Raw genomic sequence first — 23723 nt, forward strand, 5'->3', positions numbered from 1 at the left:
CGACACGTCGAGAACCGCAAAGCTCGCGGCGACCGAGGCCCTATACGGGCCGGTTGCCGCGAGCTTTGCGGTTTTCGACGATCAGGCGAGCGGGACCGGCGCGTCGAACTCGATGTGGGCCTTGATGACGCCGGTCTGCGCCTTCGCCTGGGCCACGGCGTCGGTCGCCTCCGAGGCGCCGAGCACGTGCGTGATCAAGGGGCTGAGGTCGATCTTGCTGTTGGCCAGGAAGCGCAGGGTCTCGGGCCAGACGCCGGGCGAGCCGATCGATCCGGTGATCCGGAGTTCCTTCGACTGGATGAGTCCGAGCTGCGCGGGGGCCGAGCGGCCGACGTCGATGCCGATGAAGGCGATCCGGGCGCCGAAGCCCGCCAGCTCGAGGGCGGTCGCCATGACTTCCGGGCGGCCGCTGCACTCCACCACCACGTCGGCGCCGCGGCCACCCGAAAGTCGATCGAGGGTGGCGGCGACGGCGTCCGGGTGCACGGCCTCGTCCGCACCCAGCTGCAGCGCCACGGAACGGCGCTCCTCGCTGGGCTCCACCACGATGGTCACCGCGCCGAGGGCGTGGGCGGCGGCCGTGACGGCCAGGCCGATGGGGCCGGCACCGAGCACCACGAGCACGTCGCTGGCATCCACGTTGCCCGCGCGCAGCAGCGCGAAGTACGCCACGGAGAAGGGCTCCACCAGCGCGCCGGCGTCGTAGCCCAGCTCGTCGGGCAGCTTGTGCAGCCAGGCCGGCTTCACCACGAAGTAGTCGGCCGCGGCACCGGAGATCGAGAAGCCGAAGTGGTCGTCGCCGATCACGCACTCCCCCACGACGCGGTCCCCGACGGCGAAGTCGGTCACGGCGTCACCCACCGCAGCGACCTCACCCGACCACTCGTGGCCCGGGATGACGGGGTAGGAGAAGGGGATGATGTAGCGGCCCTCGAGCAGCTCGATGTCGGAGTGGCACACCCCCACCCGGCGGGAGGCGACGAGGATCTCGTCGGCCGCGATCTCCGGAACCGGGATGTCGCGGACCTCGGCCACACCCTCGTCGACGAATTGCAATGCCTTCATGTGCTCTGGCCTCTCTAGCGTGCGTTGATCAGGACTTTGACCTGATCGCCACGGGGCGAGAGCAGGGTCTCGAAACCGGAGACGACGTCATCCATCCCCACCTGGGCGGTGACGACCTTCTCCACGGGGTAGCGGCCCCGGGCGATCAGATCGATGATGCGCGGCCAGTCCGTGACGGGGTAGCACCAGGTGCCGGCGAGGGTGATGTCGTGTTCGGACAGCACCATCGGATCGATCGAGGCGGCCTTCGTGTGCAGGCCCGTCTGCGAGATCCGGCCCGCCGATCGCACCGAGGCGATGGCCGCCTGCAGCGCGCGCTCGTTGCCGGAGCACTCGATCACGGCGTCGACACCGATGCCCTCGGTGGCGTCTTTGAGGAAGGCGGGGACGTCGACTTCGGTGGGGTCGAGAACGGTGCCCACGTCGAGGCCGCGGGCGAGCTCGGCGCGGAAGGGGTTCACCTCGGAGATGAAGACGTTCGCGCCGAGCGAGGAGGAGTAGAGGGCGGCGAGCGCGCCGATCGGACCGGCACCGGTGATCAGCACTGTGTCGCCAGGGCGTACATTCGCGGTGTCGACGCCGTAGGCGGCCACCGCCCCGGGCTCGACGAGCGCACCCTGCAGGTCGCTCACCGTCTCGGGCAGCACGCTCACGTGGGTGGCGGGCACCACGGCGAGTTCGGCGATCCCGCCCCAGGCGAAGCTCAGGCCGATGCAGCCCATGCGCTGGCAGAGGTGGTTGAGGGCGCGGCGGCAGTAGTAGCAGGTGCCGCAGGACAGGAGGGGCATCACCGAGACCCGGTCGCCGACCGCGACGTTGCTGACGCCGGCGCCCACCTCGAGAACCTCGCCGGAGAACTCGTGACCCAGGATCTGCGGGGCAGAGGCTCCGGTGAGCGGATGCGGGGTGCTCGGGATGACGATCGGCCCCATCGCGTACTCGTGCAGGTCGGTGCCGCAGATGCCGCACCAATACGGCCTCACCAGCACCTCTCCCGGGCCTGCTCCGGCCGGATCGGTGACGCTCTCGACCCGGATGTCGTGTGCTGCGTGGAAGACCGCTGCCTTCATCCCGTGCTCCTTTGCTTGGAAAGTTCATGATTACTGTACACTCTGATGTTCAGTAGGACTATTCAGGCTCATTGTCGAGCTGCACGAGGAGGCAACGATGGCGTTCGTACTCGAAGGGGTGCATCACGTGGGAATCACGGTGCGCGACATCCAGCGGTCACGCGAGTGGTATTCGCGGATGTTCGACCTGGAGTCCGGGCCCATCAACCACGGCATCGGCGAGGACCTCGCCCGCAGCGTGCAGGTTCCGGATGCCGCGCTCAGCTTCTCGATGATCACCATCGGCTCGACCCGCATCGAGTTCCTGGAGTACCACGAGCCGATCGGCACCGACTTCGACCGCCGCAACTGCGACGTGGGGGCCGCCCACGTCTGCTTCGAGGTCTCCGACATCGACGCGGCCTACGCCGACCTGAACAAGAAGGGCGCCGTGTTCAGCGGACCGCCCGTCTCGATCGACGAGGGCGCGCTGGCCGGCTCCCGCTGGGCCTACCTCCGCGACCCCGACGGCATCCAGCTCGAGATCTGGCAGTCCCCCCGCTGACCGCGGAGGCCCCGGTAGCGGCGTCGGGTCAGGAGGAGCGACGGCGGGTGACCTCGGCTATGGAGGCCCAGTCGAGGTTCTCCTGGCCGGCCGCCAGGGCCGACTCGAAGACCGTGCGCAGCGCGTTCTCCGAGGGGAAGGAGACGCCCGTGGCGTGCGCGGCGTCCAGCGCCAGCATGAGGTCCTTGAAGCCGAGTTCGGTGGTGAAGCCGGGCGGTGAATACGTGCTCGTGGCGATCGCCTTGCCGTAGCCGGAGTAGACCACGCCGGGGAAGAGGCTGTCGCCGAGCAGCTCGACGAAGCGTTCGGTGTCGATGTCGCGCTTCTCGAGCATCGTGATCGACTCGGCCATCGCCTGCAGTGCGTGGATGATGAGGAAGTTCACGCCGATCTTGACGACGTTGGCCGCGCTCGGATCGGCGCCGAAGTCCCAGACCCGCCGCCCGATCGTCTCGAGCACCGGCCGCACCCGCTCCACGAGGGCGGGGTCTCCGGCCGCAAGCACCGTGAGCTGCCCCGCCGCCGCGACCGGAGGCCGGCCCAGCACGGGCGCCGCCACGTAGCCGACGCCGTGCTTGTCGTGCAGGTCCGCCAGGCGCGTGGCCGCCGAGGCACCGATGGTGGCCATGTCGACGTGCACGGTTCCGGGCGGAGCCGCCGCGAGAGCCTCCGCGTCGAAGAGATCGAAGACGACGGATTCGTTCGACAGCATCGAGAACACGGTTCCGGTGGCCAGCACCTCGGCGATCGACGCGGCGCGCACCGCACCGCGGGCGACGTGCTCGTCGGCGGCGGCTTCGGAACGGTTCCAGACCACGAGCTGGTACCCCGAATCGAGGAGGTGGCCGGCGATCGCCGAGCCCATCGAGCCGAGGCCCACGAACCCGATCCGTGAGCCGGCCGCAGCCGCGGAATCCGATCCGTCGGTCACGCTCCCGGCTCCCCGCGCCCGGCCGCCGTGTTGAGGTGCGACTGCGAGTCGCGCAGCAGCGGCAGCGAGCCGCCCACCGAGATGTAGCGGGGGCCCGCGACGAGAAGCTCTTCGGCCGGGAACTTCGTGATCACCCGGCACCCGTCCGCGGTCACCACGACCTCTTCCTCGATCCGGGCAGCACCCCACCCGTCGGCCGACGGCCAGTAGGTCTCGAGAGCGAAGACCATGCCCTCCTTGAGCTCCTCGGGGTGATCGAGCGACACCAGCCGCGAGAAGATCGGTTTCTCCCAGATCGACAGACCCACGCCGTGCCCGTACTGCAGCGCGAACGCGGCCTCCTCGTCGGCGAAACCGAACTCCTGAGCGGTGGGCCAGACCTTCACGATGTCCGCGGTGGTGGCACCCGGGCGCACCAGGGCGATCGCGCGGTCCATGTATTCGCGGGCGCGGGTGTAGGCATCCCGCTGGGCCGAGCTCGCCGAGCCCACCGCGAAGGTGCGGTAGTAGCAGGTGCGGTAGCCGTTGAAGGAGTGCAGGATGTCGAAGAACGCCGGGTCGCCGGGCCGGATCAGGCGGTCGGAGAACACGTGCGGATGCGGTGAGCAGCGCTCCCCGGAGATCGCGTTCACGCCCTCGACGTATTCGGAGCCGAGGTCGTAGAGCTTCTTCGACACCAGCCCGACCGCTTCGTTCTCCCGCACGCCAGGGCGCAGGAACTCGTACAGATCCTCATAGGCCGCGTCGACCATCGAGGCCGCCTGGGTCAGCAGCGAGATCTCGTCGCCCGTCTTGATCCGGCGGGCCTCCATGAACACCTGCTGCCCGTCGACCACCTCGATGCCGAGCTTCTGCAACGCGAACAGCACCGGCAGCTCGATCACGTCGACCCCGAGAGGCTCGTTCGCCACCCCGAACTTCTCGAGCTCGCGCTTGATCTTCTGCGCCACCCGGTCGGCGATCTCGGCATCGGGGCTGAACGCCCCGCGCAGGGTCGAGATGCCGGCCCGCGAGCCCGACTCCGCGCGCGGGCGCACGGCGCCGTGGTGCGGGGCGTGCGGATCGGCATCCGCTTCGGCCGTCGTGGTGTCGAGCCAGGGGTTGAAGAGGGAGTGGTGCTTGGCCGCCGAGCCGAAGTCCCACATGATCGGGTCGGTCTTGCGGGTCAGCAGGCTGAACCGGATCAGCTTGTCCATCGCCCAGGTGCCGATGTGCGTCGACGTCATGTAGCGGATGTTCGAGAAATCGAACGCGAGCACCGCACCCAGGTGGGAGCTGTCGAGCTCCGCCTTCAGCCGGGCCAGACGCTCGCTGCGCAGGCGGTCGAAATCGATCCGCGTCTCCCAATCGACCGCATTGGTTCCGCTGGTGGCTGTGGACATGGTTGCTGTACTCCTTAGGGGCGAGGTGGTCACGAGGTCCGATCCGGTCGACAGATCCTGGATGGTCATACGAGCACCATCCCGCCGTCGATCATGATCACCTGGGCGGTGAGGTAGTCGGAGTCGGAGGAGGCGAGGTAGAGGGTGGTGCCCATGATGTCCACGACCTGGGCGGTGCGGCCGCGGATGATGCCGGCGCCGTATTCGTTCATCGCCTCACCGGCCTGTTTGGTCTCGCCGATCTCGAGCAGATCGTGGTCGAGTTTGATCCACAGCGGGGTGTCGACGATTCCTGGCGCGAAGGCGTTCACGGTGATGTCGTGCTCGGCCAAGGCCTTGGCGGCCGACTGGGTGAGGGAGATGACGGCCGCTTTCGAGGCCGAGTAGGGAGCGAAGGCCGGGAAGCCCTGCCGTCCGGCCATCGACGAGGTGTTGATGATCTTGCCACCGCCGCCCTGGGCGATGAACTGCTTCGCCGCCTCCTGGATGCCGATCAGGGTGCCGAGTGCGTTGACGTCCATGATGGCGCGCCAGTTGTCCTCGGTGACGTCGAGCAGTTGCAGCGGTGCATTGAACCCGGCGTTGTTGAACCAGACGTCGATACGGCCGAATGCCCGCACGGCCTGCTCCACCACGCCCTTCACGTCGTCGCGCACGGAGACGTCGGAACGCACGCCGATCGCGTGCCCGCCGTCGGACTCGATGGATGTCGCGGCCTCGGCGGCGGCATCCGCGTTCAGATCGGCGATCACGAGCGATGCGCCCTCGGCCGCGAGCGACCGTGCGATGCCGAGACCCATGCCGCTGGCGCCTCCGGTGACGACGACCACCTTCCCGCTCATTCGATTCGCCATTGATTCGTTCCTTTCGTGCCGGACCCACCGTCGGCGACTTCGCCACAGCTGTGCGAGCCAGTCGAACATGTTCAGTCTAGCTTGTCAATGTGTTCAGCATAACAACACACCGAATGAGCCACATTGAGACGAAAAGGGCGAATCCACGCGGAACTTTGGAAAGTCGGGATTGCAGTGAGGCTGTAGCATACAATCGAGCCCACGGGGGCAAGGCCGCCTCCACGTATACCCATGCTGCACAGGCCATTCATGGCGACGGCTCTCGCGGCTCCTGAGCAAGGAGAAGGATCATCACCGGTGACATCGGACCCCGGTTGCGCGCAGCGCGAATCGCCCGGGGAATCAGCCTTCGCAGCGTCGCATCAGCGCTCGGCGTCTCGGCGAGTCTCATCTCCCAGGTCGAGACCGGAAAGACGCAGCCTTCGGTGAGCACGCTCTACGCGTTGGTCAACCACCTGGGCATCTCGTTCGACGACCTGCTCACCGGATCGGACACCCCGGCTCCGGCGGTCGTCGGCGCGGCTCCGGGGAAAGGGTCGAGCGGCGGGAGCAGCCCCGGCGGCGGTTCGGCCGACGATGCCGACGTGCGCCCGCTGCTCGGCGAGGCAGGCGGAAGCGGATCGCCCGGACTCCTCCAGCGCGGCAAGGACAACCCCGTGCTCGAGATGGAGAACGGGGTGCGCTGGGAGCGCCTGGCAGCGAGTCGCGACGGAGCGGTCGATCCGCTGCTCGTCACCTACGATCCCGGGGCGTCGAGTTCGATCGAGGGACGGATGATGCGCCACAGCGGGGTCGAGTACGCCTATCTGCTCTCGGGCGAGTTGACAGTGCGCCTCGACTTCGACACCTTCACGCTTCGACCCGGCGATTCGCTGAGCTTCGACTCCGTGCGCCCGCACATGTACATCAACGAGGGAACGGAGCCCGCGAAGGGCCTGTGGTTCGTGGTGGGCCGGCGCGAGTTCTCGCAGGAGATGCCCGAATCCGGACACCCCGAGCGTGGTGCCGGTGGACTCTCCTCGGCGGTCGACGTCCTCCAGGCGATGGACCGTCTGGCCTGACGCCGCCGCGTCGATCACGGCGCCGACCACCGCGGAGCGTCCGGTCACAGCAGGATGCTCAGCGGATTCTCGATTCGCTTCGTGAATGCGGCGAGCCACTGGGCGGCGAGCGCGCCGTCGACCGCCCGGTGATCGACCGAGAGCGTGCACCGCATGACGGTGGCGACCGCGAGCTCGCCGTCGATCACGACCGCCTGCTGCTTCGCCGCGCCGACCGCGAGGATGCCGGACTGCGGCGGGTTCAGGATGGCGGAGAACTCGACGGTGCCGTACATGCCCAGGTTCGAGACCGAGAAGCTTCCCCCCTCGAGTTCGTCCTGCTTCAGCCTCTTCTCCTTGGCCTTGCCGACGAGCTCGGCGATCGTCGAGCTCACGGCGGTGAGGCTCTTCGTGTCGACGCCGCGCACGACGGGAGTCACGAGTCCGCCGTCGGTCGCGACGGCCACGGCGATGTCGACGGCGTGGTGCTTGCGCATCCCCTCGTCCGACCAGGTGACGTTCGCCTCGGGCACGTCGGCGAAGGCCGCGGCCACCGCCTTCACCACGAAGTCGTTCACCGAGACGCGCACGGGTGACTGCGCGTTGACCTCGGCGCGCAGCGCGAGGAGCGCGTCCACCCGGGGTTCGGCGGTGAGGTAGAAGTGCGGCACCGTCGACTTGCTCTCGGAGAGCCGGCGCGCGATGGCCCGGCGCATCCCGGTGTGCGGGACGAGGTCCCAGTCGCCGGCCTGGCTCGCCGAGGCGGACGGGGTCGCGGACGCGGCCTGCGGCGCAGGGGCAGCCTGGGTCAGCGGCGTCGATGTCTCGGATGTCGCGGAAGCAGTCTGCGCCGCCGCTTCGGCAGGCGCGGTGGCCGTCGCAGCCGTCCCGGCGGCGAGCGCCGCCTCGACGTCGCGCCGCACGATGCGTCCGCCAGGGCCGGAGCCCGCGATCGCCGCCGGGTCGAGTCCCTGCTGCCGCGCGAGCTTCCGCGCGATCGGGCTCACGAAGAGCCGCTCGCCCGCCGTCGCGGGCTCACCGCTCGTCGACCCGGACGCGGCCCCCACACCGGCTGCCGACACGCCACCCGGAGCGGCGACGCCCTGGCCCGAGGCGGGCGCCGACGCAGCGACCGGGCCGGAGCCGGTGGTCGTCGCGGTCGCGGTGGTGGACGCCGCCGGGTCGAGGGTGTCGGCGGCCGACGCGGCATCCGCGACAGAGGCGGCCTCGGCCACGGGCGCACCCGACTCCGGGTCGCGGGCATTGGTGCTCGACTCCGCAGCCGGAATTGCGGCCGACGCCGGAACGCTCGGTCCGGTTTCCTCGGCACCGGGCGTAGCGGGGGCAACCGCGGGCGGCGCATCCGTCGGCGCCGGAGCGGAGGCGGGGCCACCGAGGGCCGCGTCGATGTCGGCGTCGGTCTCACCCTCGGCGATGAGCACCGCGATCGGCGCACCGATCTCGCCGGACTCACCGGCCGCGAGCACGACGCGGCCCACGATCCCGGCCTCCTCGGCGTTGTACTCGACGATCGCCTTCTCGGTCTCGATCTCGGCGAGCGGCTCGCCCACGGCGATGACCTGGCCCTCCGTGACGAGCCAATTGGCGATCGCCGCTTCCTCTGAGCCCGCAAGAACGCTGGGCATCCGGATGATCTGAGCCATCTCAGGCCCCCTTTCCAGCAGCAGCGGCGGACGGGGTTGCGCCGAACCCGGCGCGCACGCGCTCAAGCCCGGCCACGACCTCATCGGCCCGCGCGATCGCGGCCCGCTCCAGCACCTTCGAGATGCTCGGCGACGCCTCCGATCCGGTGACCCGCTGCACCGGCTGGTCGAGCCAGTCGAAGTAGCGGCGCTGGATCTCGTCGGCGAGCCAGGCGCCGTACGACGTGCCCTGCGCGCCCTGCTCCACGATCAGCACGGCGTTGGTCTTCTGGATGCTCTCCCCGATGGTCTCCCAGTCGATCGAGGCCCGGTCGAGGAACCGCAGGTCGATCAACTCGGCGTCGACGCCGGCCTGCTCGATGGCCTTGGCACTCTCGCCCACCATCGACAGGTAGCTGATGACGGTCACCTCCGACCCGGTGCGCCGCACGGCGGCCTTGCCGAACGGGATCTGGTAGTCGAGGTCCTCGGGAATCGACCCCGACTCCGCGTAGAGGTCGACGTGCTCGATCATCAGCACCGGATCCTGGATCGCGAGCGCCGTGTTCATCAGCCCGATGTAGTCGTAGGGCGTCGAGGCCGCCATGATGCGCCATCCGGGACTGGTGGCGAAGATTCCCGCCGGGTCCATCAGGTGCTGCGACCCGTAGCCCGACCCCATGGCGATCTTCGTGCGCAGCACCAGCGGCACCGCGTTGTCGCCGCCGAACATGTGCCGCGCCTTGCCGATCTGGTTGAACACCTGGTCGGCGGCCACCCACATGAAGTCGGGATACATGAACTCCACCACCGGGCGGTACCGCGTGTCGAGGGCGATGCCGCCGCCGAGTCCCGCGAAGGCGTTCTCGCTGATCGGGGTGCCGAGCACGCGGCCCGGGTACTTCTCGGCGAGACCCTTCGTGGCCCCGTTCGTGCCTCCCTTGAGGCGGTGGATGTCTTCACCGAGCACCACGATCCGCTCGTCCTCGCCCATCCGCCGGTCCATCACGGCCGCCACGGCGTCGACGAACTTGCCCTTCGACGACTCGCCCGCGTACTCCGCCGCCTCCTGCGTGCGCGCACCCTGGAGCTCGGAGAGGTCGCCGCGGATGCCGACATCCACGAACCCCGGATCCGGCCAGAGATCGGGGCGGATGCGACGCACCCCCGCCTTGCCGTCGGGGTCGGCCTCGGTGAGCTCGGCACTCGCACGGCGCACGGCCTCCTGAGCCTGGGCGCGCACGGCGGCGACACCCTCGTCGTCGATGAGCCCGAGGGTGGTCATCTCCTTGGCCACGCGGAGCAGCGGGTCGCGGGCGCGCCACGCGGCCTCCTCCTCCTTGGTGCGGTAGCCGAAGGCGCTGCCCGGGTAGGGACCGTTCTGGTGGAAGTAGCGGTAGACCTCGGCCTCGATGACCGCGGGGCCGTCGCCGGCGCGCATCCGCTCGGTCGCCTTCTCCATGGCCAGGTGCACGGCCAGCGGGTCCATGCCATCGACCCGCCAGGCGGGGATGTTGAACCCCAGCGCACGGGCGGACAGGCGCGGCTCGGCGGTGACTTCGTCGACCTTCGTCGACACCGCGTAGAGGTTGTTCTCGATGAAGAAGCAGAACGGCAGCTTCCAGGCCGCAGCGAGGTTCATGCTCTCGAGGACCGAGCCGATGTTCGTGGCGCCGTCGCCGAAGTAGCTCACCGTGAGGTCGGTGGTGCCCGCGTGCTTCTGCGCCCAGGCGTTGCCGGCGCCCAGCGGCACGCCTCCGCCGACGATGGCGTTGGTGCCGAGGGCGCCCGCCTCGAACCACTGCAGATGCATCGAGCCGCCGCGGCCACGGCAGTAGCCCTGGGCGAGGCCGAGGATCTCGGCGAGCGTGCGCTGCAGCACCGTCTGCACCTCAGGGGTGACGAGCGCCTTGAGGTCGAGACCGTCGGGCGCCACGTGGGCGAGGGCCTTGGCGAGGAACTGGTGGTGGCCGCGGTGCGATCCGTTCACGCCGTCGCTGGAGCGCAGAGCCACGATCGAGCCGACCGCGCCGCCCTCCTGGCCGATCGACGAGTGCGCGGGGCCGTGCACGAGGCCGGCGCCGGCGAGGTCCAGCACCTCTTCTTCGAAGGCGCGGATCAGGTGGAGCTGCCCGAGCATGGTCGACAGGAGTGCCGGGTCGGCGTTCTTCCAGTCGCTGGGCGTGGTGCGCAGCTCGACCCAACTCGATCCGGGCTGCAGACGTTTCTCGCGGGGCATTCCACTTTCTCCTTTGACAGTGAGAGATGCGCTCTCCCGCATCAGAGTACGCGGCAAATGTATCCATTACAAGATGGAAATCACCCTTTTGTGGATCAACGCGAAGGTTTATCGTTGCTCTTGGATACATTCAACCCAGGAGGCCGACGATGACACTCCCCGGACTGCGCGGCGCCGAGCACATCGGCTTCACCGTTCCCGACCTCGAGGAGGCCCATCGCTTCTTCGTCGACGTGATCGGATGCGACTACGTCTACTCCCTGCCCACCATGCGGCGCGAGGAGGGCGACGACTGGATGCGCGAGCACCTGAACGTGGACCCGCGGAGCGTGGTGAACGAGATCCGCTTCTACCGCTGCGGATTCGGTCCGAACTTCGAGGTCTTCGAGTACGCCCCCACCCCGTCGCAGCAACGGCAGCCGCTCAACAGCGACCTCGGCGGGCACCACATCGCGTTCTACGTCGACGACCTGGATGCCGCGGTCGCCCACCTGCGGACGGCGGGCATCCGCGTTCTCGGCGAGCCGACCGCCAGCCGCAATGCATCGGAGGGGCAGCGTTGGGTGTACTTCCTGAGCCCGTGGGGCATGCAGTTCGAGCTGGTGAGCTATCCGTCAGGCAAGGCGTACGAGCGGGAGGCCCCGGTGGTGCTGTGGCACCCGGCCCGGCCGGCCGAATGATCGGCACGGATCGCGGCCGCCTCATTGCGGGCCGCGAGTAGGATTCGACGGATGACTGCCACCAGCGACGCCGCGACGAGCCCCGTGAACGTGGTGAGCCACCGCATCGCCGACAGTCTGCGCCACGAGATCCTCGGCGGGCAACTCGCGCCGGGCACGCGCATCCGGCAGGAAGACCTGGCGGAGCGCTTCGGAGCGAGCCGCATCCCGGTGCGGGAGGCGATCCGGATGCTGCACTCCGACGGCCTCATCACCATGGTGGCCAATTCCGGGGCCTGGGTCTCGCGGCTCACGCTCGCGGAGTGCGTCGAGGTGTATTCGATCCGCGAGCGGCTCGAACCGCTGCTCCTGCGGATGAGCATGCCGCACCTCTCGCCCGAGACCGTCGACCACCTCGACGCGCTGGCCGACGGGATGGCCGCGAACACCGACGTCGAGTACTTCGTGGAGCACGACCGCGAGCTGCACCTCTCGAGCTACTCGGGGGCGCCGCGCGGGGCGCTGTGGGACATCATCCACCGGCTCTGGAACACGACCCAGCACTACCGGCGCGCGTACGCGACGCTCGTCGGCGTGGAGGGCATCGGGGTGACGCACATGGAGCACCACCTGCTCGTCGACTGCATCCGGCGTCAGGATCCGGATGACGCGGAGCGCATGCTCGTCACCCACATCCGCCGCACCCGCCTCGAACTCGAACGGCACCCCGAACTCTTCGCGTAGCCGCCTCACCGAATCGCCAAGACACGCCGTTACGGCGCGCGCGATTCCGGCACCTTTTGGCGACTCGACGCGTCGTCAGGGGCGGCGGGCGCCGGCGAGGGCGAGGGACTCGCTGCGCCAGCGGTCGTAGAGGGCCCAGGGGTCGTCGACGCCGGCCGAGAGTGCGGCGATGTGCGCGTCGAGGGCGGCGTGCGGGGCGAACCACTCGCCGCCGAGGCGGTGGGCGGCGAACTGCACGTGGCGGCGCTGCTCGAGCAGGCGGGTGCCGCGCTCGAGGGCGAGCAGTTCGTCGACGTGCAATTGCGCGAACCGGCCTCGCGGGTTCGCCGAGGTGCCGATCTTGATGCGGTCGCCGAAACGCACGTAGTAGACCACGTCGACGCGCACCGGCTCGGCCTCGTCGTCGTCGGGCCGTTCGCCGAGGCGCCACTCGCACACGGCGCACAGCCACCCCGAGGGATACCGCACCCCGAGTCGCGACCCGCACGCCAGGCACGGAGACGGCAGCGCATCCGTCACCCCCACCTCGCCGGCCACCCACTCGTAGGCGGCGAGCAGGTGCCGGGTGCACAGGTCGAGGGGAGCGGAGGCGTCGGCAGGAGCGCCGCACACGGCACCGGACTCGGTGTCGCGGATGCCGCACCTGCGTCCTCGTTCCGCCATGCGGCGACCCTACCCACGACCGCCGACATCGTCTCCGGATGTCGGCGGTACGGGATAACGTCTCGCCCAGCGACGACCCGAGAGAGCCACGAAGGGAGGCGGATGCGCGGTGCCCGAGAACATCGAGGCGTGGTGGGAGCGCCGGCAGTGGTCGAAGGGGGCGGCGGTGCCGTACGCGGTGGGCACCTACCGTGCCGAGTGGGCGAAGTATCCGATGCTGGTGCGGCAGTACCATCCCGACCTCAATCGTGAGATCACGCTGACCCAGATCCCGCCGGCCGCCGACGTCTACCTCACCTGGCAGTGCGACACCGGGCACCTGTTCGTGGCCACCCCCGAGGAGCAGCGCTCCCGCCCGGGCCGGGTGCGCCGCCGCTCGGCCTGGTGCCCCGTCTGCGCCGACCTCGCCGCCCCCCGCCGCATCCGCCCCGCCGCCCTCTGGCCCGCCACCCCCTCCAGCCCCGCGGATGCGCCGGAGCGTCAGTCCGCGGCCGGCGCTCGGGGCGCTCCGTCGGCGGTGAGCGCGGGTGCCGGTGCCACGCGACCTGGACGATCCGCACGTCCTCTGCCGACGCGACCCGCCGGGGAGGCGTTCCGGAGTGCGCACGCGCCGGCGACGGCATCCGCCGCGGAAGCGCTCCTGCGGCAGAAGCTCGCGGCTCGGCTCGAGTTCGACCCCGCGCCCAACGCCGTCGCGGTGGCCCGACCCTTCCACGGCCGCCTCGAGGTGTGGCCCGACATCGTGATCGCGGAGCTCCGCGTGGTGCTCGAATACGACACCGTCGGCCGCTTCGGCCTCGAACACGTGGGCCCGCGCGAGGACTCCGACCGCAGCAAGGACCGCCTGCTCCGAGCCGCCGGATGGGAGGTGGTGCGCATCCGATGCGCCCCGCTCCCCCTGCTCGGCCCGCACGACCTGCCCGCCCCCGCGAAGGTCACCGACCGCCTGATCGCGCGCCTCCTCGACACTCTCCGCACCCTCCGCGGCGACCTCATCGTGAACGCCTACCTCCGCCCCTGACCGACGCGCGCTCATCCGCAGGTCTTGGCGGAATGGCGCCTGGCGTAAGCGCACATATGTGCGGATGAGCACGGCGGGGCGGGGCGCGGGCTACGCGGGGGCGTCGCCCGAGGCCATGTCGATGGCGGCGAGGAGGGCCCAGAGCTCGGCGCGGTCCTGGAAGCGGTCCAGCGAGAGGCCGAGCGCCCGCTCGACGCCCTCGACCCGCGACCGCAGGCTGTGCCGATGGATACCGAGCTCCCGCGCCGCCGGGTCCCATTGCCCGTTGTGCCGCAGCCAGACCGTGGCCTCGAAGAGGCGCTGCCGCCCCTCCGCGCTCGAGAGCAGCTCGTTCAGACGCGAGCGCGCGACATCCGCCACCGCGGTCGCCGAGAGCAGACCGAAGAAGCTCGACGACACGAGCGCGGCGAAGTCGACGATCTCGTGCTCGCCGGCCCGGTCGAGCGAGCGGGCGGCCTGCACGAGTCCGGCATCCAGGCTGTCCCAGTCCACCACCCCCGAGACACCCGCGCGCACCTGACGGGCGGCGAGCAGCCGGCGCAGCTCGGGCCAGCGGCGCTCGTCGGCGAGCAGCACGAAGACGTCGCCGTGCTCGACGACGAACAGGCGGTTGCGCCGATCGGAGGCCCGCCGCTCGAGCGTGTCCCGCAGTGCCGGACCGGTCTCGTCGGCGCGCAGCGACACCACCACGAAGCGCTTCTCCGGCAGACCGGTCGGGATGTCGCCGAGCGCCTTCCGCACGGCGGCCACCCGCCCGTCGCGCAGCAGCTCGAACAACTGCACCATGAGCGCGCGCAGGCTGATCCGCTGATCCTGACTGCGCTCGAGCGACACTTCGGCGAGCGCGATCAGTGTCGTCACCACTGACAACTCGGCCGCGTCGAACGGCGCCGCCTTCGCCAGGGCGAGCACCCCGCGCAGACGCCGGCTCCCACCCAGGGTCTGGAGCGACACGTGCATGCCGCCGATCTCCACGTCGACCCGGGCCCGTCGCTGGTGCTGCAACAGGGTCTGCACGTCGGCCCGGATGCTCGCGAAGGCTCGGCGCGACGCGGCCGACAGGGCGGAGTCGGCCGTCACCACGTCGGCGTCGGGATCGAAGACCGCGATGTCGCAGCCGAGCCCGCTCGCCGTGGTGCGCACCGCCGCCGCCAGCCCACCTCCGGCGAGCGCCGCGAGCGAGACCGAGCGTTGCGTGGTGAGCGCCCAGTCGATCCGGGATCGTGCCTCCGTCGACTGCACCTCGGCCACCCAGCGGGCGATCGCGATGAACGGGGTCTGGTAGGGCACCTCGACCAGCGGCATCCCGAGCCGCACGCAGGCCTCGACGAGCTCCGCCGGCGTGCCCTCCCGCACCACCTCGGTGCCGAAGCCGAGGGCCACCACGCCCGCGGCCTGCAGTCGCGCGACGTACTGTCGTGCGAACGCGGCCGATCCGTCAGCGGAGAACTGCCCTCCCGTGGTGAGCAGCATCTGACCCTCGACGAGGAACGGCGACGGATCGGCGAGATCCGAGCTGTGCGCCCACGCGATGACCACGGGATCCCCTGGTGCGTCCGTGAGTCGCCGCAGCTGGAACGGCCGGTGCGCGAGGAGCGCCGAGAGGGTGGCGGGCATGCCCTCAGCGTACGCCCGACATCCTGCCACTCCGGCAGATCGCAACGCAGATCAGGACGAAGTGTCACTGACGCGAGACCCACTCGCTGCCTACCGTCAGAGTACTTCCCTCACCTCGAACCTTGAGAACGGATACGCATGACACTCACCGACACCCCCGACTCCGACACCCGCGAACCCTCCTCGCCTCCGCTCGGCGGCCCGACCCTGCCGCAGCGCCGCGAGCTGGTCACCGCCATCCCCGGACCGCGCTCGATCGCGCTGCAGCAGCGCAAGTCGGCGGCCGTCCCGAACGGCGTCGGCATCGCCCTGCCCGTGTTCGTGCAGGCGGCCGGCGGCGGGATCGTCGTCGATGTCGACGGCAACTCGCTGATCGACCTCGGCTCCGGCATCGCCGTCACCGGGGTCGGCAACTCCGCTCCGGCCGTCGTCGACGCGGTGACCCACCAGGTGGCGCAGTTCACCCACACCTGCTTCTCGATCACCGGCTACGAAGGCTACGTCGAGGTCGCCGAAGCCCTCAACGAGCTCACCCCGGGCGACCACGAGAAGCGCACCGCCCTGTTCAACTCCGGCGCCGAGGCCGTGGAGAACGCGATCAAGATCGCCCGCCACTTCACCGGAAAGCAGGCCGTCGTCGCGTTCGACCATGCGTATCACGGCCGCACCAACCTCACAATGGGACTGACGGCGAAGTCGATGCCCTACAAGAGCGGCTTCGGGCCCTTCGCCCCCGAGATCTACCGCGCCCCGCTGTCGTACCCGTTCCGCGACGGAGGCCTCTCGGGCCCGGATGCGGCCGCCCGCGCCATCCTCCAGATCGAGAAGCAGATCGGAGCCGACAACCTCGCCGCGCTCATCATCGAGCCGATCCAGGGCGAGGGCGGCTTCATCGTTCCCGCCCCCGGCTTCCTGCCCGCCCTCGCCGACTGGGCGCGCGCCAACGACGTCGTCTTCATCGCCGACGAGGTGCAGACCGGGTTCGCCCGCACGGGCGCGATGTTCGCCTCCGAGCACGAGGGTATCGTGCCCGACCTCGTCGTCACGGCGAAGGGCATCGCGGGCGGCCTCCCGCTCTCGGCCGTCACGGGTCGTGCCGACATCATGGATTCCTCGCACGTGGGCGGACTCGGCGGCACCTACGGCGGCAATCCTCTGGCCTGCGCGGCCGCGCTCGCCACGATCCGCAACTACCTCGACGACGACCTGGTGGGCCGTGCCCGCGAGATCGAGACGGTGCTGCGGGGAGGGCTGAACGCCATCCGTGCCGCCGACGCCCGGGTGGGGGACGTGCGCGGGCGGGGGGCCATGATCGCGATCGAACTCGTCGACCCGTCGACGGGAGAACCGGATGCCGCCCTCACCGCCGCCGTGGCCCGTGCCGCCCACGCCGAGGGCGTGATCCTGCTCACCTGCGGAACCTACGGCAACGTGATCCGCTTCCTCCCGCCGATCACCATCTCCGACGAGTTGCTCCGCGACGGCCTCGCCGTGGTGCGGACGGCTCTGGCCGCATCATGACGCTCACCTCTCCCCTGCCCGTGATCCACGCCGAGACCGGATCGTCCGCGCGAGGCGTCTCCGCGCCCGCCTCCGACAGCACGCTGGCGGATGCCCAGGCCCAGCTCTCCGACGCCATCGCCCTGCTCGGGTACGACGCCGGCATCCACGCCATGCTCGCGGCCCCGCGGCGCGAGCTCACGGTGAGCGTTCCCCTCCGGCGCGACGACGGGTCGACCCAGGTGCTCACCGGCTACCGCGTGCAGCACAACATCTCCCGCGGGCCGGCCAAGGGGGGCCTCCGCTACAGCCCCTCGGTCACGCTCGACGAAGTGCGCGCCCTGGCGATGTGGATGACGTGGAAATGCGCGCTGCTCGACGTGCCCTACGGCGGCGCGAAGGGCGGCATCGCGATCGACCCGCGGCAGTACAGCCTGGCCGAGCTCGAGCGGGTGACCCGGCGCTACACCAGCGAGATCCTGCCGATCATCGGACCGCAGCAGGACATCCCGGCACCCGACATCGGCACCGACGAGCAGACCATGGCGTGGATCATGGACACCTACTCGGTCACGCAGGGTCACACCGTCCCGGGCGTCGTCACCGGGAAGCCCCTCAGCCTCGGCGGATCGCTCGGGCGGCCGAGTGCCACCTCTCGCGGGGTCGTGCACATCGCCGGCGCCGCCCTCGAGCAGGCCGGCATCCCGGTGGGCGGTGCGACGGCCGCGGTGCAGGGCTTCGGCAAGGTGGGGCGGGATGCCGCGCGGTTCCTCGCGGAGCGCGGCGTGCGCGTGGTGGCGATCGCCGACCAGTACGGCGCTGTGCACTCCTCCGCCCCCACGGGCATCGACGTCGAGGCGCTCGCCCGCTACGTCGACGAGGAGGGCACGGTCGTCGGCTTCGCGGGCGCCGACCTGCTCCCTTCGGCCGAGCTGCTCGAACTCGACGTCGACCTGCTCGTTCCGGCGGCCGTCGAAGGCGTGCTGCACGAGGGCAACGCCGACCGGGTGCGGGCCCGCATCGTGGTCGAGGGTGCGAACGGCCCGACCACGCGCGAGGCCGACCGCATCCTGCAGCGGAACGGCGTGCTCGTGGTGCCCGACATCCTCGCCAACGCGGGCGGCGTGATCGTGTCGTACTTCGAGTGGGTGCAGGCCAACCAGTCCTACCGCTGGGAGGCCCGCGACGTCGAAGCGCGCCTGGGCGAACGGATGCTCGCCGCCTGGGCGGGCGTCACCGCTCACGCGGCCGAGCTCGACATCACCCTCCGCGCGGCGGCGACGAGTCTGGCGGTGGCCCGGGTGACTGAGGCGCACCGCCTGCGCGGACTCTACCCCTGAGCTAGACCCGCGCCGCGAGGATCAGTTCGATGTTCTTCGGGCTGCGGTCGAGCTCGCCCGCTTCGATGCGGCGGGCGAGCTCGACCGTGAGCGCGTTCGACGGGGCCGATCCGCCGATGCGGGCCTGCTCGTCGACCACGAGGCCGTTGATCTCGTGCACCTCGTTGCGGCGCCCCTTGATCCAGTCCTGGAGCGACGTCGTCCGGGTGTCGGGCGAGGAGAAACGGGTCAGCACCTGCTCGAAGAGCTGCTCGGCGAAGCGGTCGGGGTTCTCCAGGTCGGCCTCGGGCATCCCGAAGATCGGGCGCAGCCGGATGCCGGTCTCCATCGCCGTGCGGGCGGCCTCACGACCGCAGCTCAACATGAACTCGTACATGCCGGGCACCTCGACCGCCTTGGCCAACTGCATGTCGAGGATGGCCGAGGGCACCAGCTCCGCCGCGTTCACGATCAGTTTCATCCACTTCGACGAACGGATGTCGTCGGAGATCTCCACGGTTCCGGCGTACTTCAGCACGTCGGCCACCTCCTGCTCGCGACCCACCACGGCCGGGTGGATGCCACCGATGGCGAACCAGGCCTCCTCCGGCGGCGTCTCGCGGTTGGTGATGCCGGGCTCGTACATGTTCGAGGCCACTTCGATGACGGCGCCGACGGTGCGCTCGGGACCCATGATGTCGGCGATGTCGTCGAGCGACATCCCGTTCTGCAGGCCCACCACGAGCCCGTCGGGCTTCACCAGCGGCTTGATCAGCTCGCAGGCCCAGCGGGTGTCGTAGGCCTTCACCACGATGAAGACGATGTCGAACTGGTCGCGCAGCGTCGCCACCTCGCAGAGGTTGTAGACGGTCACCGGCGTCACCTCGGTGCGGTCGGGCATCACGACCGTGATGCCGTTCTCGCGCATCGCGTCGACGTGCGCGGGCCACTGTTCGATGAAGGTGACGTCGAGCCCGGCGCGGGTGAGATCGGCGGCGATCCCCGCCCCGTTGGCTCCGGTTCCGACGAAGGCGATCTTCTTGGAGGTCATCGACTCTGACACCTGCTCCCTGTTCGTAGTTCAGCTCAAGTGAACAGTGTAACGGCGAGTTCATTAAAACTGCACGCTTTGGATCGACTCGGGAAGGCGACGTTGCCGCCTCGCTGCCCGCGACCACGAGCCCACCGACCGCGGATCCGCCGGGAGTTGAGGCGCTCGGCGCGCTGCGGCCATAGGGTGTGGGCATGGCCGCGGAGCTGACGCTGGGCGCCGAGGAGGAACTGCACCTCATTGACCTCCGGAGCGGAAAGCTGTCCGCGCGCGCGCCGCAGATCCTGCAGCGGTTGCCGGGCGAGAGCTTCTCCGCCGAGCTACAGCGCACGACCGTCGAGACGAACACCGCGGTGCAGACGACCCTCGGCGGCCTCCGCGCCGACATCCTGAAGCTCCGAGCGGGGCTCGTCGAGGCGGCCGCCCCGGAGGGCGTGGGCATCGCCTGCGTCGGAACCGCCCCGCGGTCGGAGTTCGCCGACTTCGAGCTCACCTCCTCGGGCCGCTTCGCCCGGATGCAGGAGCAGTACCGGCTGCTGGTCGACGAGCAGTTGATCTGCGGCACCCAGGTGCACGTCGGCATCTCCGATCGCGACCTCGCCGTCGACATCGCCCAGCGCGTCGCCCGCGATCTCCCGGTGCTGCTCGCCCTCTCGGCCAGTTCGCCCTACTGGAACGGGCACGACACCGGCTATTCGAGCATCCGGTCGATCATCTGGCAGCGCTGGCCGAGCGCCGGAGCGACCGGCGATCTGGGCTCGGCCGCCGAATACGACCAGCTGCTGAGCGACCTGATCGCCACCGGCGTGATCGCGGATTCGAAGATGGCCTACTTCGAGGTGCGGCCCTCGTCGCACGCTCCGACGCTCGAGCTGCGGGTGTGCGACGCCTGCCCGATCGTGGACGACGCCGTGCTCATCGCCGGGCTCTTCCGCGCCACCGTGCGCGCCGCCGAACTCGACATCCAAGCCGGACGGCCCGCCACCGTGGTCGCCCCTCCCATCCACCGGGCTGCGATGTGGCAGGCGGCACGCGCCGGACTGACCGGCGACCTCCTCGACGACACCGCGCATCCTCGCCCCCTGCCCGCCGCGCAGGTGGTGCGCCGGCTGGTCACTCGACTGCGCCCGCAGCTCGAGGAGCTCGGCGACCAGGAAGAAGTGACCGAGCTCGCCGAGACCCTGCTCGCCCGCGGCAACTCCGCCGACCGGCAGCGCGCCGCGTTCGCCGAGACCGGATCGCTCGACGCGGTGGTGCGGCTCGTGGTGGAAGAGACGCAGGGTCCGGCCGGCGGGCCACCTCCCGCGGTCGCGGCGCTGCGCAGCTACCGCACCCGCGCGGGCGACGAGGCCGTCGGCCCGGGTGCGCGACCCCGTCCCGCCTACGAGCGCATCACGCGGCACTACGAAGGACTGTCTCCCGAGCAGGTGGCGGCCCGGATGCGCGCGGGTCGCGACTGGGTGACCGCCCGCGGCATGACGGTCGGCACCGCCTCCGGCCGGCAACGCGACTTCGAGGTCGACCTCGTGCCGCGGGTCATCACCGCGCACGAATGGACGCGGATCGTCGAGGGCGTCACGCAACGCGCTCGCGCGCTCGAGGCCTTCCTGCACGACGTCTACGGCGAGCAGCGGATCGTCTACGACGGCGCCGTGACCCGGGCGGCGCTGGAGCGTTCGCCCGGCTGGGTCGAGGCGGCCCGGATGCTGCCGGCCGGCAGCGTGCGCGCGCCGATCATGGCTTTCGACCTCGTGCGCAACGAGTTCGGCGACTGGCGGGTGCTCGAGGACAACCTGCGGAACCCGGTCGGAATCGGCTACGCGATCACGATCCGCGAGCTGATGGACGAGGTGGCGCCCGACCTCCCGCGACCGGAGGGGCTGTCCTCACCGGCTGACGGCTATGCACTGCTCCGACGGGCCGTGCTCGGCGCCGGAGGGGTCGCGGGCCCCGGCGGAGGCGACGGACCGGATGCGCCGCACGGCGACAACGCGGGCCTGCTCTCCAGCGGTCCGGCCAGCGCGGAGTGGTTCGAGCACCGGGCCATCGCGGAGGGCGCCGGGCTGGCCCTGCTCGCTCTCGACGACGTGACCGTCGAGGGCGGACGGGTGTTCGTGCGGGGCGGCGACGGCTCGGCGACGGGGACGCCGCTGGACGCGCTGTACCTGCGCCTCGACGTCGAGCTGCCGGAGGCGGTCGACCGCGCCGGGCGCGCGATCGGGCGCGAGATCATGGAGGTCGCGGCATCCGGTGGCATCGCTCTCGCCAACGCCCCGGGAAACGGGGTCGGCGACGACAAGGCGATGTACTGCGACGTGCCCGCGCTGATCGCCTACTACCTCGGCGAGCGCCCGTTGCTCGAGCAGGTTCCGACCTACCGCACCGGCGACGAGGCCGAACTGCTCACCGTGCTGGAGCGCGTCGGCGAGCTCGTGACCAAGCCGGTGGGTGGCGACGGCGGAGCCGGCGTGCTGGTGGGCCCGTCGGTGCCGGCGGCGGCCGTGGCCGAACGACGCGCCGCGATCGCGGCCGCTCCCGCCGACTGGGTGGCGCAGGAGGTGGTTCCGCTGTCGTCGCATCCCACTCTGGTCGAGGTGGATGCGCGGATCGGCGACCTCGGGGCGGTGCTCGAGCCGCGGCGGGTCGACCTCCGCGTCTTCGTGTTCGCGACCGGGGCGGGGGCGGACTTCGAGGTCGCGCACTTCGCCCTCACCCGCGTGGCGCCGGCCGGCAGCATGGTGGTGAGCGCGTCGCAGGGTGGCGGCGCCAAGGACACCTGGATCCTGCGCGGCTGACCCGGGACCGCCCTCAGACCCGGGTGAAGAACCCGCGGGCCGCGCGGTGCGACCGGTCGTCTCCGCCGCGACCGGGGCTGGTGGCTCCGAGGGCGACGAGGACCGCGATCCAGAGTGCTAGGGCGGCGAGCAGCAGGAGGAAGAACATGATGGTCTCCAAAGGTCGTGGATGCGCTCGGTTGATGCGCACTCACCACGGTGCTCGCTGAGGTAGGGGCCTCTCATCGGGCGATCGTCGTATTCTCAGGCCTCCGAGCATCCGCCTTCTAAGGCAGTGCCGTCGGTTCGGGAGGAGCTGATCGCAAGCGACCTCGACTACGGCGTCGGTTCGCTTCTGCTCCTCCCGGAACGCGTCAGGCGATCGCCCGAACGCGCATCCGCGGCATCCGGAGCGCGAACAGGGAGGCCGCGGCCATGAGCACGACGGCCGACCCGAAGGCGGCGGGGAAGGAGAAGGCGTCGACGAGCAGTCCCGCCACGAGCGGGCCGGCGATCGCCCCCACGTCGGAGAAGGCCTGGAAGACCGCCACCGGCTGTCCTCCGCGCGAGCCGGCGGCGTCGCCGACCGCCGCGGCGGGCGCGGTGCCCATGAACGCGGCCGCGACCCCGTAGAGGCAGAGCAGCACGATGAGCATCCAGAGCTCGGTGACGAAGGGGATGGCCAGCATGATCGCGGCGCCCACCGCGAACGACCCGATGATGGCCGGCCGTCGCCCCACCGTGTCGACGAAGCGGCCGGCGGGGAGCAGGGTCAGGGTCTGGGCGACCGCGGCGATCGCGAAGGCGATGCCGGTCCAGGCCGGTTCGCCGTGCAGCACCTCGACCACGAGCACCGGGATGAGCGCGCTCCGCACTCCCATCGCCGACCAGCCCTGCGCGAGATTCGCGAGCAGGGCCGTCTGGTAGCCCTTGTCGCGCAGCACCTCGCGGAATGGTCGCGCAGGCTCGGCCGCGGCCGTCGGGTCGCGGTGGTGGCGGCCGAGCAGGGCGAGCCCCACGGAGCCGGCGATCACGAGGGTGCCGGCGTAGAAGAAGAACGGGGCGTGCAGCGAGATGCCGGCGAGCAGCCCGCCGACCGCGGGGCCGGCCATGCCGCCGATGAGGAATCCGCCCTGGTAGAAGCCCACCGCCCGGCCGCGCAGGCTCGGATCGACGGAGGCGAGGAGCAGGGTCATCGCCGAGACGGAGAACATGGCCGATCCGATGCCGCCCGCTCCGCGCAGGAGCAGCACCTGCCAATAGGTGTCGGCGAGACCGACGAGGGCGCTGGAGAGGGCGACGATGCCGATGCCGGTGGCGAGGATGATCCGTTCGCCACCGAAGTCGATGAGCTTGCCGACGAAGGGATTCGCCACGAGCCGCATCACTGCGAACGCCGACACCACGGCGCCGACCTCGAAGTAGCCCACACCGAAGCTGCGCACGTACACCGGCAGCACGGGCACCACCACGCCGAAACCGAGCATCACGAAGAACGCGACCACCCCGAGCACCACGACGTCGCGCGGCAATCCGGCCCCGCGGCCCCAGGCCACGCGGCGGAGAACATCGGATGCGCGGCCCACCACTCCAGAGTAGTTCGGCAC

The 23723-nt window shown here is 70.5% G+C and carries 20 protein-coding genes; 8 read left to right on the top strand and 12 right to left on the bottom strand.

Annotated elements, in window-relative coordinates:
• Window positions 1–81 precede the first annotated feature (81 nt).
• Window positions 82–1065, bottom strand: a complete 984-nt coding sequence (locus ACFJGU_RS05785; protein ID WP_382308462.1) for a zinc-binding dehydrogenase — start codon at window positions 1063–1065, stop codon at window positions 82–84.
• Between the two features lie 14 nt (window positions 1066–1079).
• Window positions 1080–2135, bottom strand: a complete 1056-nt coding sequence (locus ACFJGU_RS05790) for a 2,3-butanediol dehydrogenase (RefSeq protein ID WP_382308464.1) — start codon at window positions 2133–2135, stop codon at window positions 1080–1082.
• Window positions 2136–2232: 97 nt separating this feature from the next.
• Between ACFJGU_RS05790 and ACFJGU_RS05795 the strand changes: the two genes are divergently transcribed.
• Window positions 2233–2679 carry a VOC family protein gene (locus ACFJGU_RS05795; RefSeq protein WP_382308465.1) on the top strand — a complete coding sequence of 149 codons (447 nt, stop codon included), beginning with the start codon at window positions 2233–2235 and terminating at the stop codon, window positions 2677–2679.
• Window positions 2680–2707: 28 nt separating this feature from the next.
• Here ACFJGU_RS05795 and ACFJGU_RS05800 read toward each other — a convergent pair whose 3' ends face one another.
• From ACFJGU_RS05800 to ACFJGU_RS05810, 3 genes are all read right to left on the bottom strand, one after another.
• Complete coding sequence (locus ACFJGU_RS05800) at window positions 2708–3610, bottom strand: NAD(P)-dependent oxidoreductase (RefSeq protein ID WP_382308466.1); 903 nt, start codon at window positions 3608–3610, stop codon at window positions 2708–2710.
• Complete coding sequence (locus ACFJGU_RS05805; RefSeq protein WP_382308468.1) at window positions 3607–4992, bottom strand: M24 family metallopeptidase; 1386 nt, start codon at window positions 4990–4992, stop codon at window positions 3607–3609. Before ACFJGU_RS05805 ends, ACFJGU_RS05800 begins: the two co-directional genes overlap by 4 nt.
• A 65-nt stretch (window positions 4993–5057) precedes the next feature.
• A complete protein-coding gene (locus ACFJGU_RS05810; RefSeq protein WP_382308469.1) occupies window positions 5058–5846 on the bottom strand; it encodes an SDR family NAD(P)-dependent oxidoreductase in 789 nt (262 codons plus the stop codon).
• Between the two features lie 314 nt (window positions 5847–6160).
• Between ACFJGU_RS05810 and ACFJGU_RS05815 the strand changes: the two genes are divergently transcribed.
• Window positions 6161–6907 (top strand): helix-turn-helix domain-containing protein, encoded by a 747-nt coding sequence (locus ACFJGU_RS05815; RefSeq protein WP_382308471.1) that lies wholly within the window; start codon window positions 6161–6163, stop codon window positions 6905–6907.
• 44 nt (window positions 6908–6951) lie between these two features.
• Here the strand turns inward: ACFJGU_RS05815 and ACFJGU_RS05820 are convergent, their stop codons facing one another.
• Both ACFJGU_RS05820 and ACFJGU_RS05825 read right to left on the bottom strand, forming a co-directional pair.
• Window positions 6952–8550 (bottom strand): 2-oxo acid dehydrogenase subunit E2, encoded by a 1599-nt coding sequence (locus tag ACFJGU_RS05820; protein ID WP_382308473.1) that lies wholly within the window; start codon window positions 8548–8550, stop codon window positions 6952–6954.
• 1 nt (window position 8551) lies between these two features.
• Window positions 8552–10768, bottom strand: a complete 2217-nt coding sequence (locus ACFJGU_RS05825) for a thiamine pyrophosphate-dependent enzyme (protein ID WP_382308475.1) — start codon at window positions 10766–10768, stop codon at window positions 8552–8554.
• 149 nt (window positions 10769–10917) lie between these two features.
• Between ACFJGU_RS05825 and ACFJGU_RS05830 the strand changes: the two genes are divergently transcribed.
• Together ACFJGU_RS05830 and ACFJGU_RS05835 are read left to right on the top strand one after the other, a co-directional pair.
• The gene (locus ACFJGU_RS05830) at window positions 10918–11448 is read left to right on the top strand and encodes a VOC family protein (RefSeq protein ID WP_382308477.1); all 531 of its coding nucleotides are present in this window, start codon (window positions 10918–10920) and stop codon (window positions 11446–11448) included.
• Window positions 11449–11499: 51 nt separating this feature from the next.
• Window positions 11500–12171 carry a GntR family transcriptional regulator gene (locus ACFJGU_RS05835; protein WP_382308479.1) on the top strand — a complete coding sequence of 224 codons (672 nt, stop codon included), beginning with the start codon at window positions 11500–11502 and terminating at the stop codon, window positions 12169–12171.
• A 75-nt stretch (window positions 12172–12246) separates the two neighbouring features.
• On the opposite strand, the gene ACFJGU_RS05840 is transcribed toward ACFJGU_RS05835, so the two are convergent.
• Window positions 12247–12834 (bottom strand): GIY-YIG nuclease family protein, encoded by a 588-nt coding sequence (locus ACFJGU_RS05840; protein ID WP_382308480.1) that lies wholly within the window; start codon window positions 12832–12834, stop codon window positions 12247–12249.
• A 109-nt stretch (window positions 12835–12943) separates the two neighbouring features.
• Here ACFJGU_RS05840 and ACFJGU_RS05845 point away from each other — a divergent pair, with 109 nt between their 5' ends.
• The gene (locus tag ACFJGU_RS05845) at window positions 12944–13855 is read left to right on the top strand and encodes a zinc-ribbon domain-containing protein (RefSeq protein WP_382308482.1); all 912 of its coding nucleotides are present in this window, start codon (window positions 12944–12946) and stop codon (window positions 13853–13855) included.
• Between the two features lie 90 nt (window positions 13856–13945).
• Here ACFJGU_RS05845 and ACFJGU_RS05850 read toward each other — a convergent pair whose 3' ends face one another.
• Window positions 13946–15472 carry a PucR family transcriptional regulator gene (locus ACFJGU_RS05850; protein ID WP_382308483.1) on the bottom strand — a complete coding sequence of 509 codons (1527 nt, stop codon included), beginning with the start codon at window positions 15470–15472 and terminating at the stop codon, window positions 13946–13948.
• Between the two features lie 138 nt (window positions 15473–15610).
• Between ACFJGU_RS05850 and gabT the strand changes: the two genes are divergently transcribed.
• Window positions 15611–16993: a 4-aminobutyrate--2-oxoglutarate transaminase gene (gabT, locus tag ACFJGU_RS05855; protein ID WP_382308485.1), complete on the top strand. Its 1383-nt coding sequence runs from the start codon at window positions 15611–15613 to the stop codon at window positions 16991–16993.
• On the top strand, window positions 16990–18312 hold the full coding sequence (locus ACFJGU_RS05860; protein WP_382308487.1) for a Glu/Leu/Phe/Val dehydrogenase: 1323 nt from the start codon (window positions 16990–16992) through the stop codon (window positions 18310–18312). The genes gabT and ACFJGU_RS05860 overlap by 4 nt, the downstream gene beginning before the upstream one ends.
• A 1-nt stretch (window position 18313) precedes the next feature.
• On the opposite strand, the gene ACFJGU_RS05865 is transcribed toward ACFJGU_RS05860, so the two are convergent.
• A complete protein-coding gene (locus ACFJGU_RS05865) occupies window positions 18314–19342 on the bottom strand; it encodes a ketopantoate reductase family protein (RefSeq protein ID WP_382308489.1) in 1029 nt (342 codons plus the stop codon).
• Window positions 19343–19536: 194 nt separating this feature from the next.
• Between ACFJGU_RS05865 and ACFJGU_RS05870 the strand changes: the two genes are divergently transcribed.
• Window positions 19537–22137, top strand: coding sequence for a glutamate--cysteine ligase (locus ACFJGU_RS05870; protein WP_382308490.1), 2601 nt, complete (start codon window positions 19537–19539; stop codon window positions 22135–22137).
• A 13-nt stretch (window positions 22138–22150) separates the two neighbouring features.
• Here the strand turns inward: ACFJGU_RS05870 and ACFJGU_RS05875 are convergent, their stop codons facing one another.
• Together ACFJGU_RS05875 and ACFJGU_RS05880 are read right to left on the bottom strand one after the other, a co-directional pair.
• Window positions 22151–22285 carry a hypothetical protein gene (locus tag ACFJGU_RS05875; RefSeq protein WP_382308492.1) on the bottom strand — a complete coding sequence of 45 codons (135 nt, stop codon included), beginning with the start codon at window positions 22283–22285 and terminating at the stop codon, window positions 22151–22153.
• 205 nt (window positions 22286–22490) lie between these two features.
• Window positions 22491–23723 (bottom strand): MFS transporter, encoded by a 1233-nt coding sequence (locus ACFJGU_RS05880; RefSeq protein WP_382308494.1) that lies wholly within the window; start codon window positions 23721–23723, stop codon window positions 22491–22493.

Source organism: Herbiconiux sp. UC225_62, assembly GCF_042694625.1.
GTDB lineage: Bacteria > Actinomycetota > Actinomycetes > Actinomycetales > Microbacteriaceae > Herbiconiux.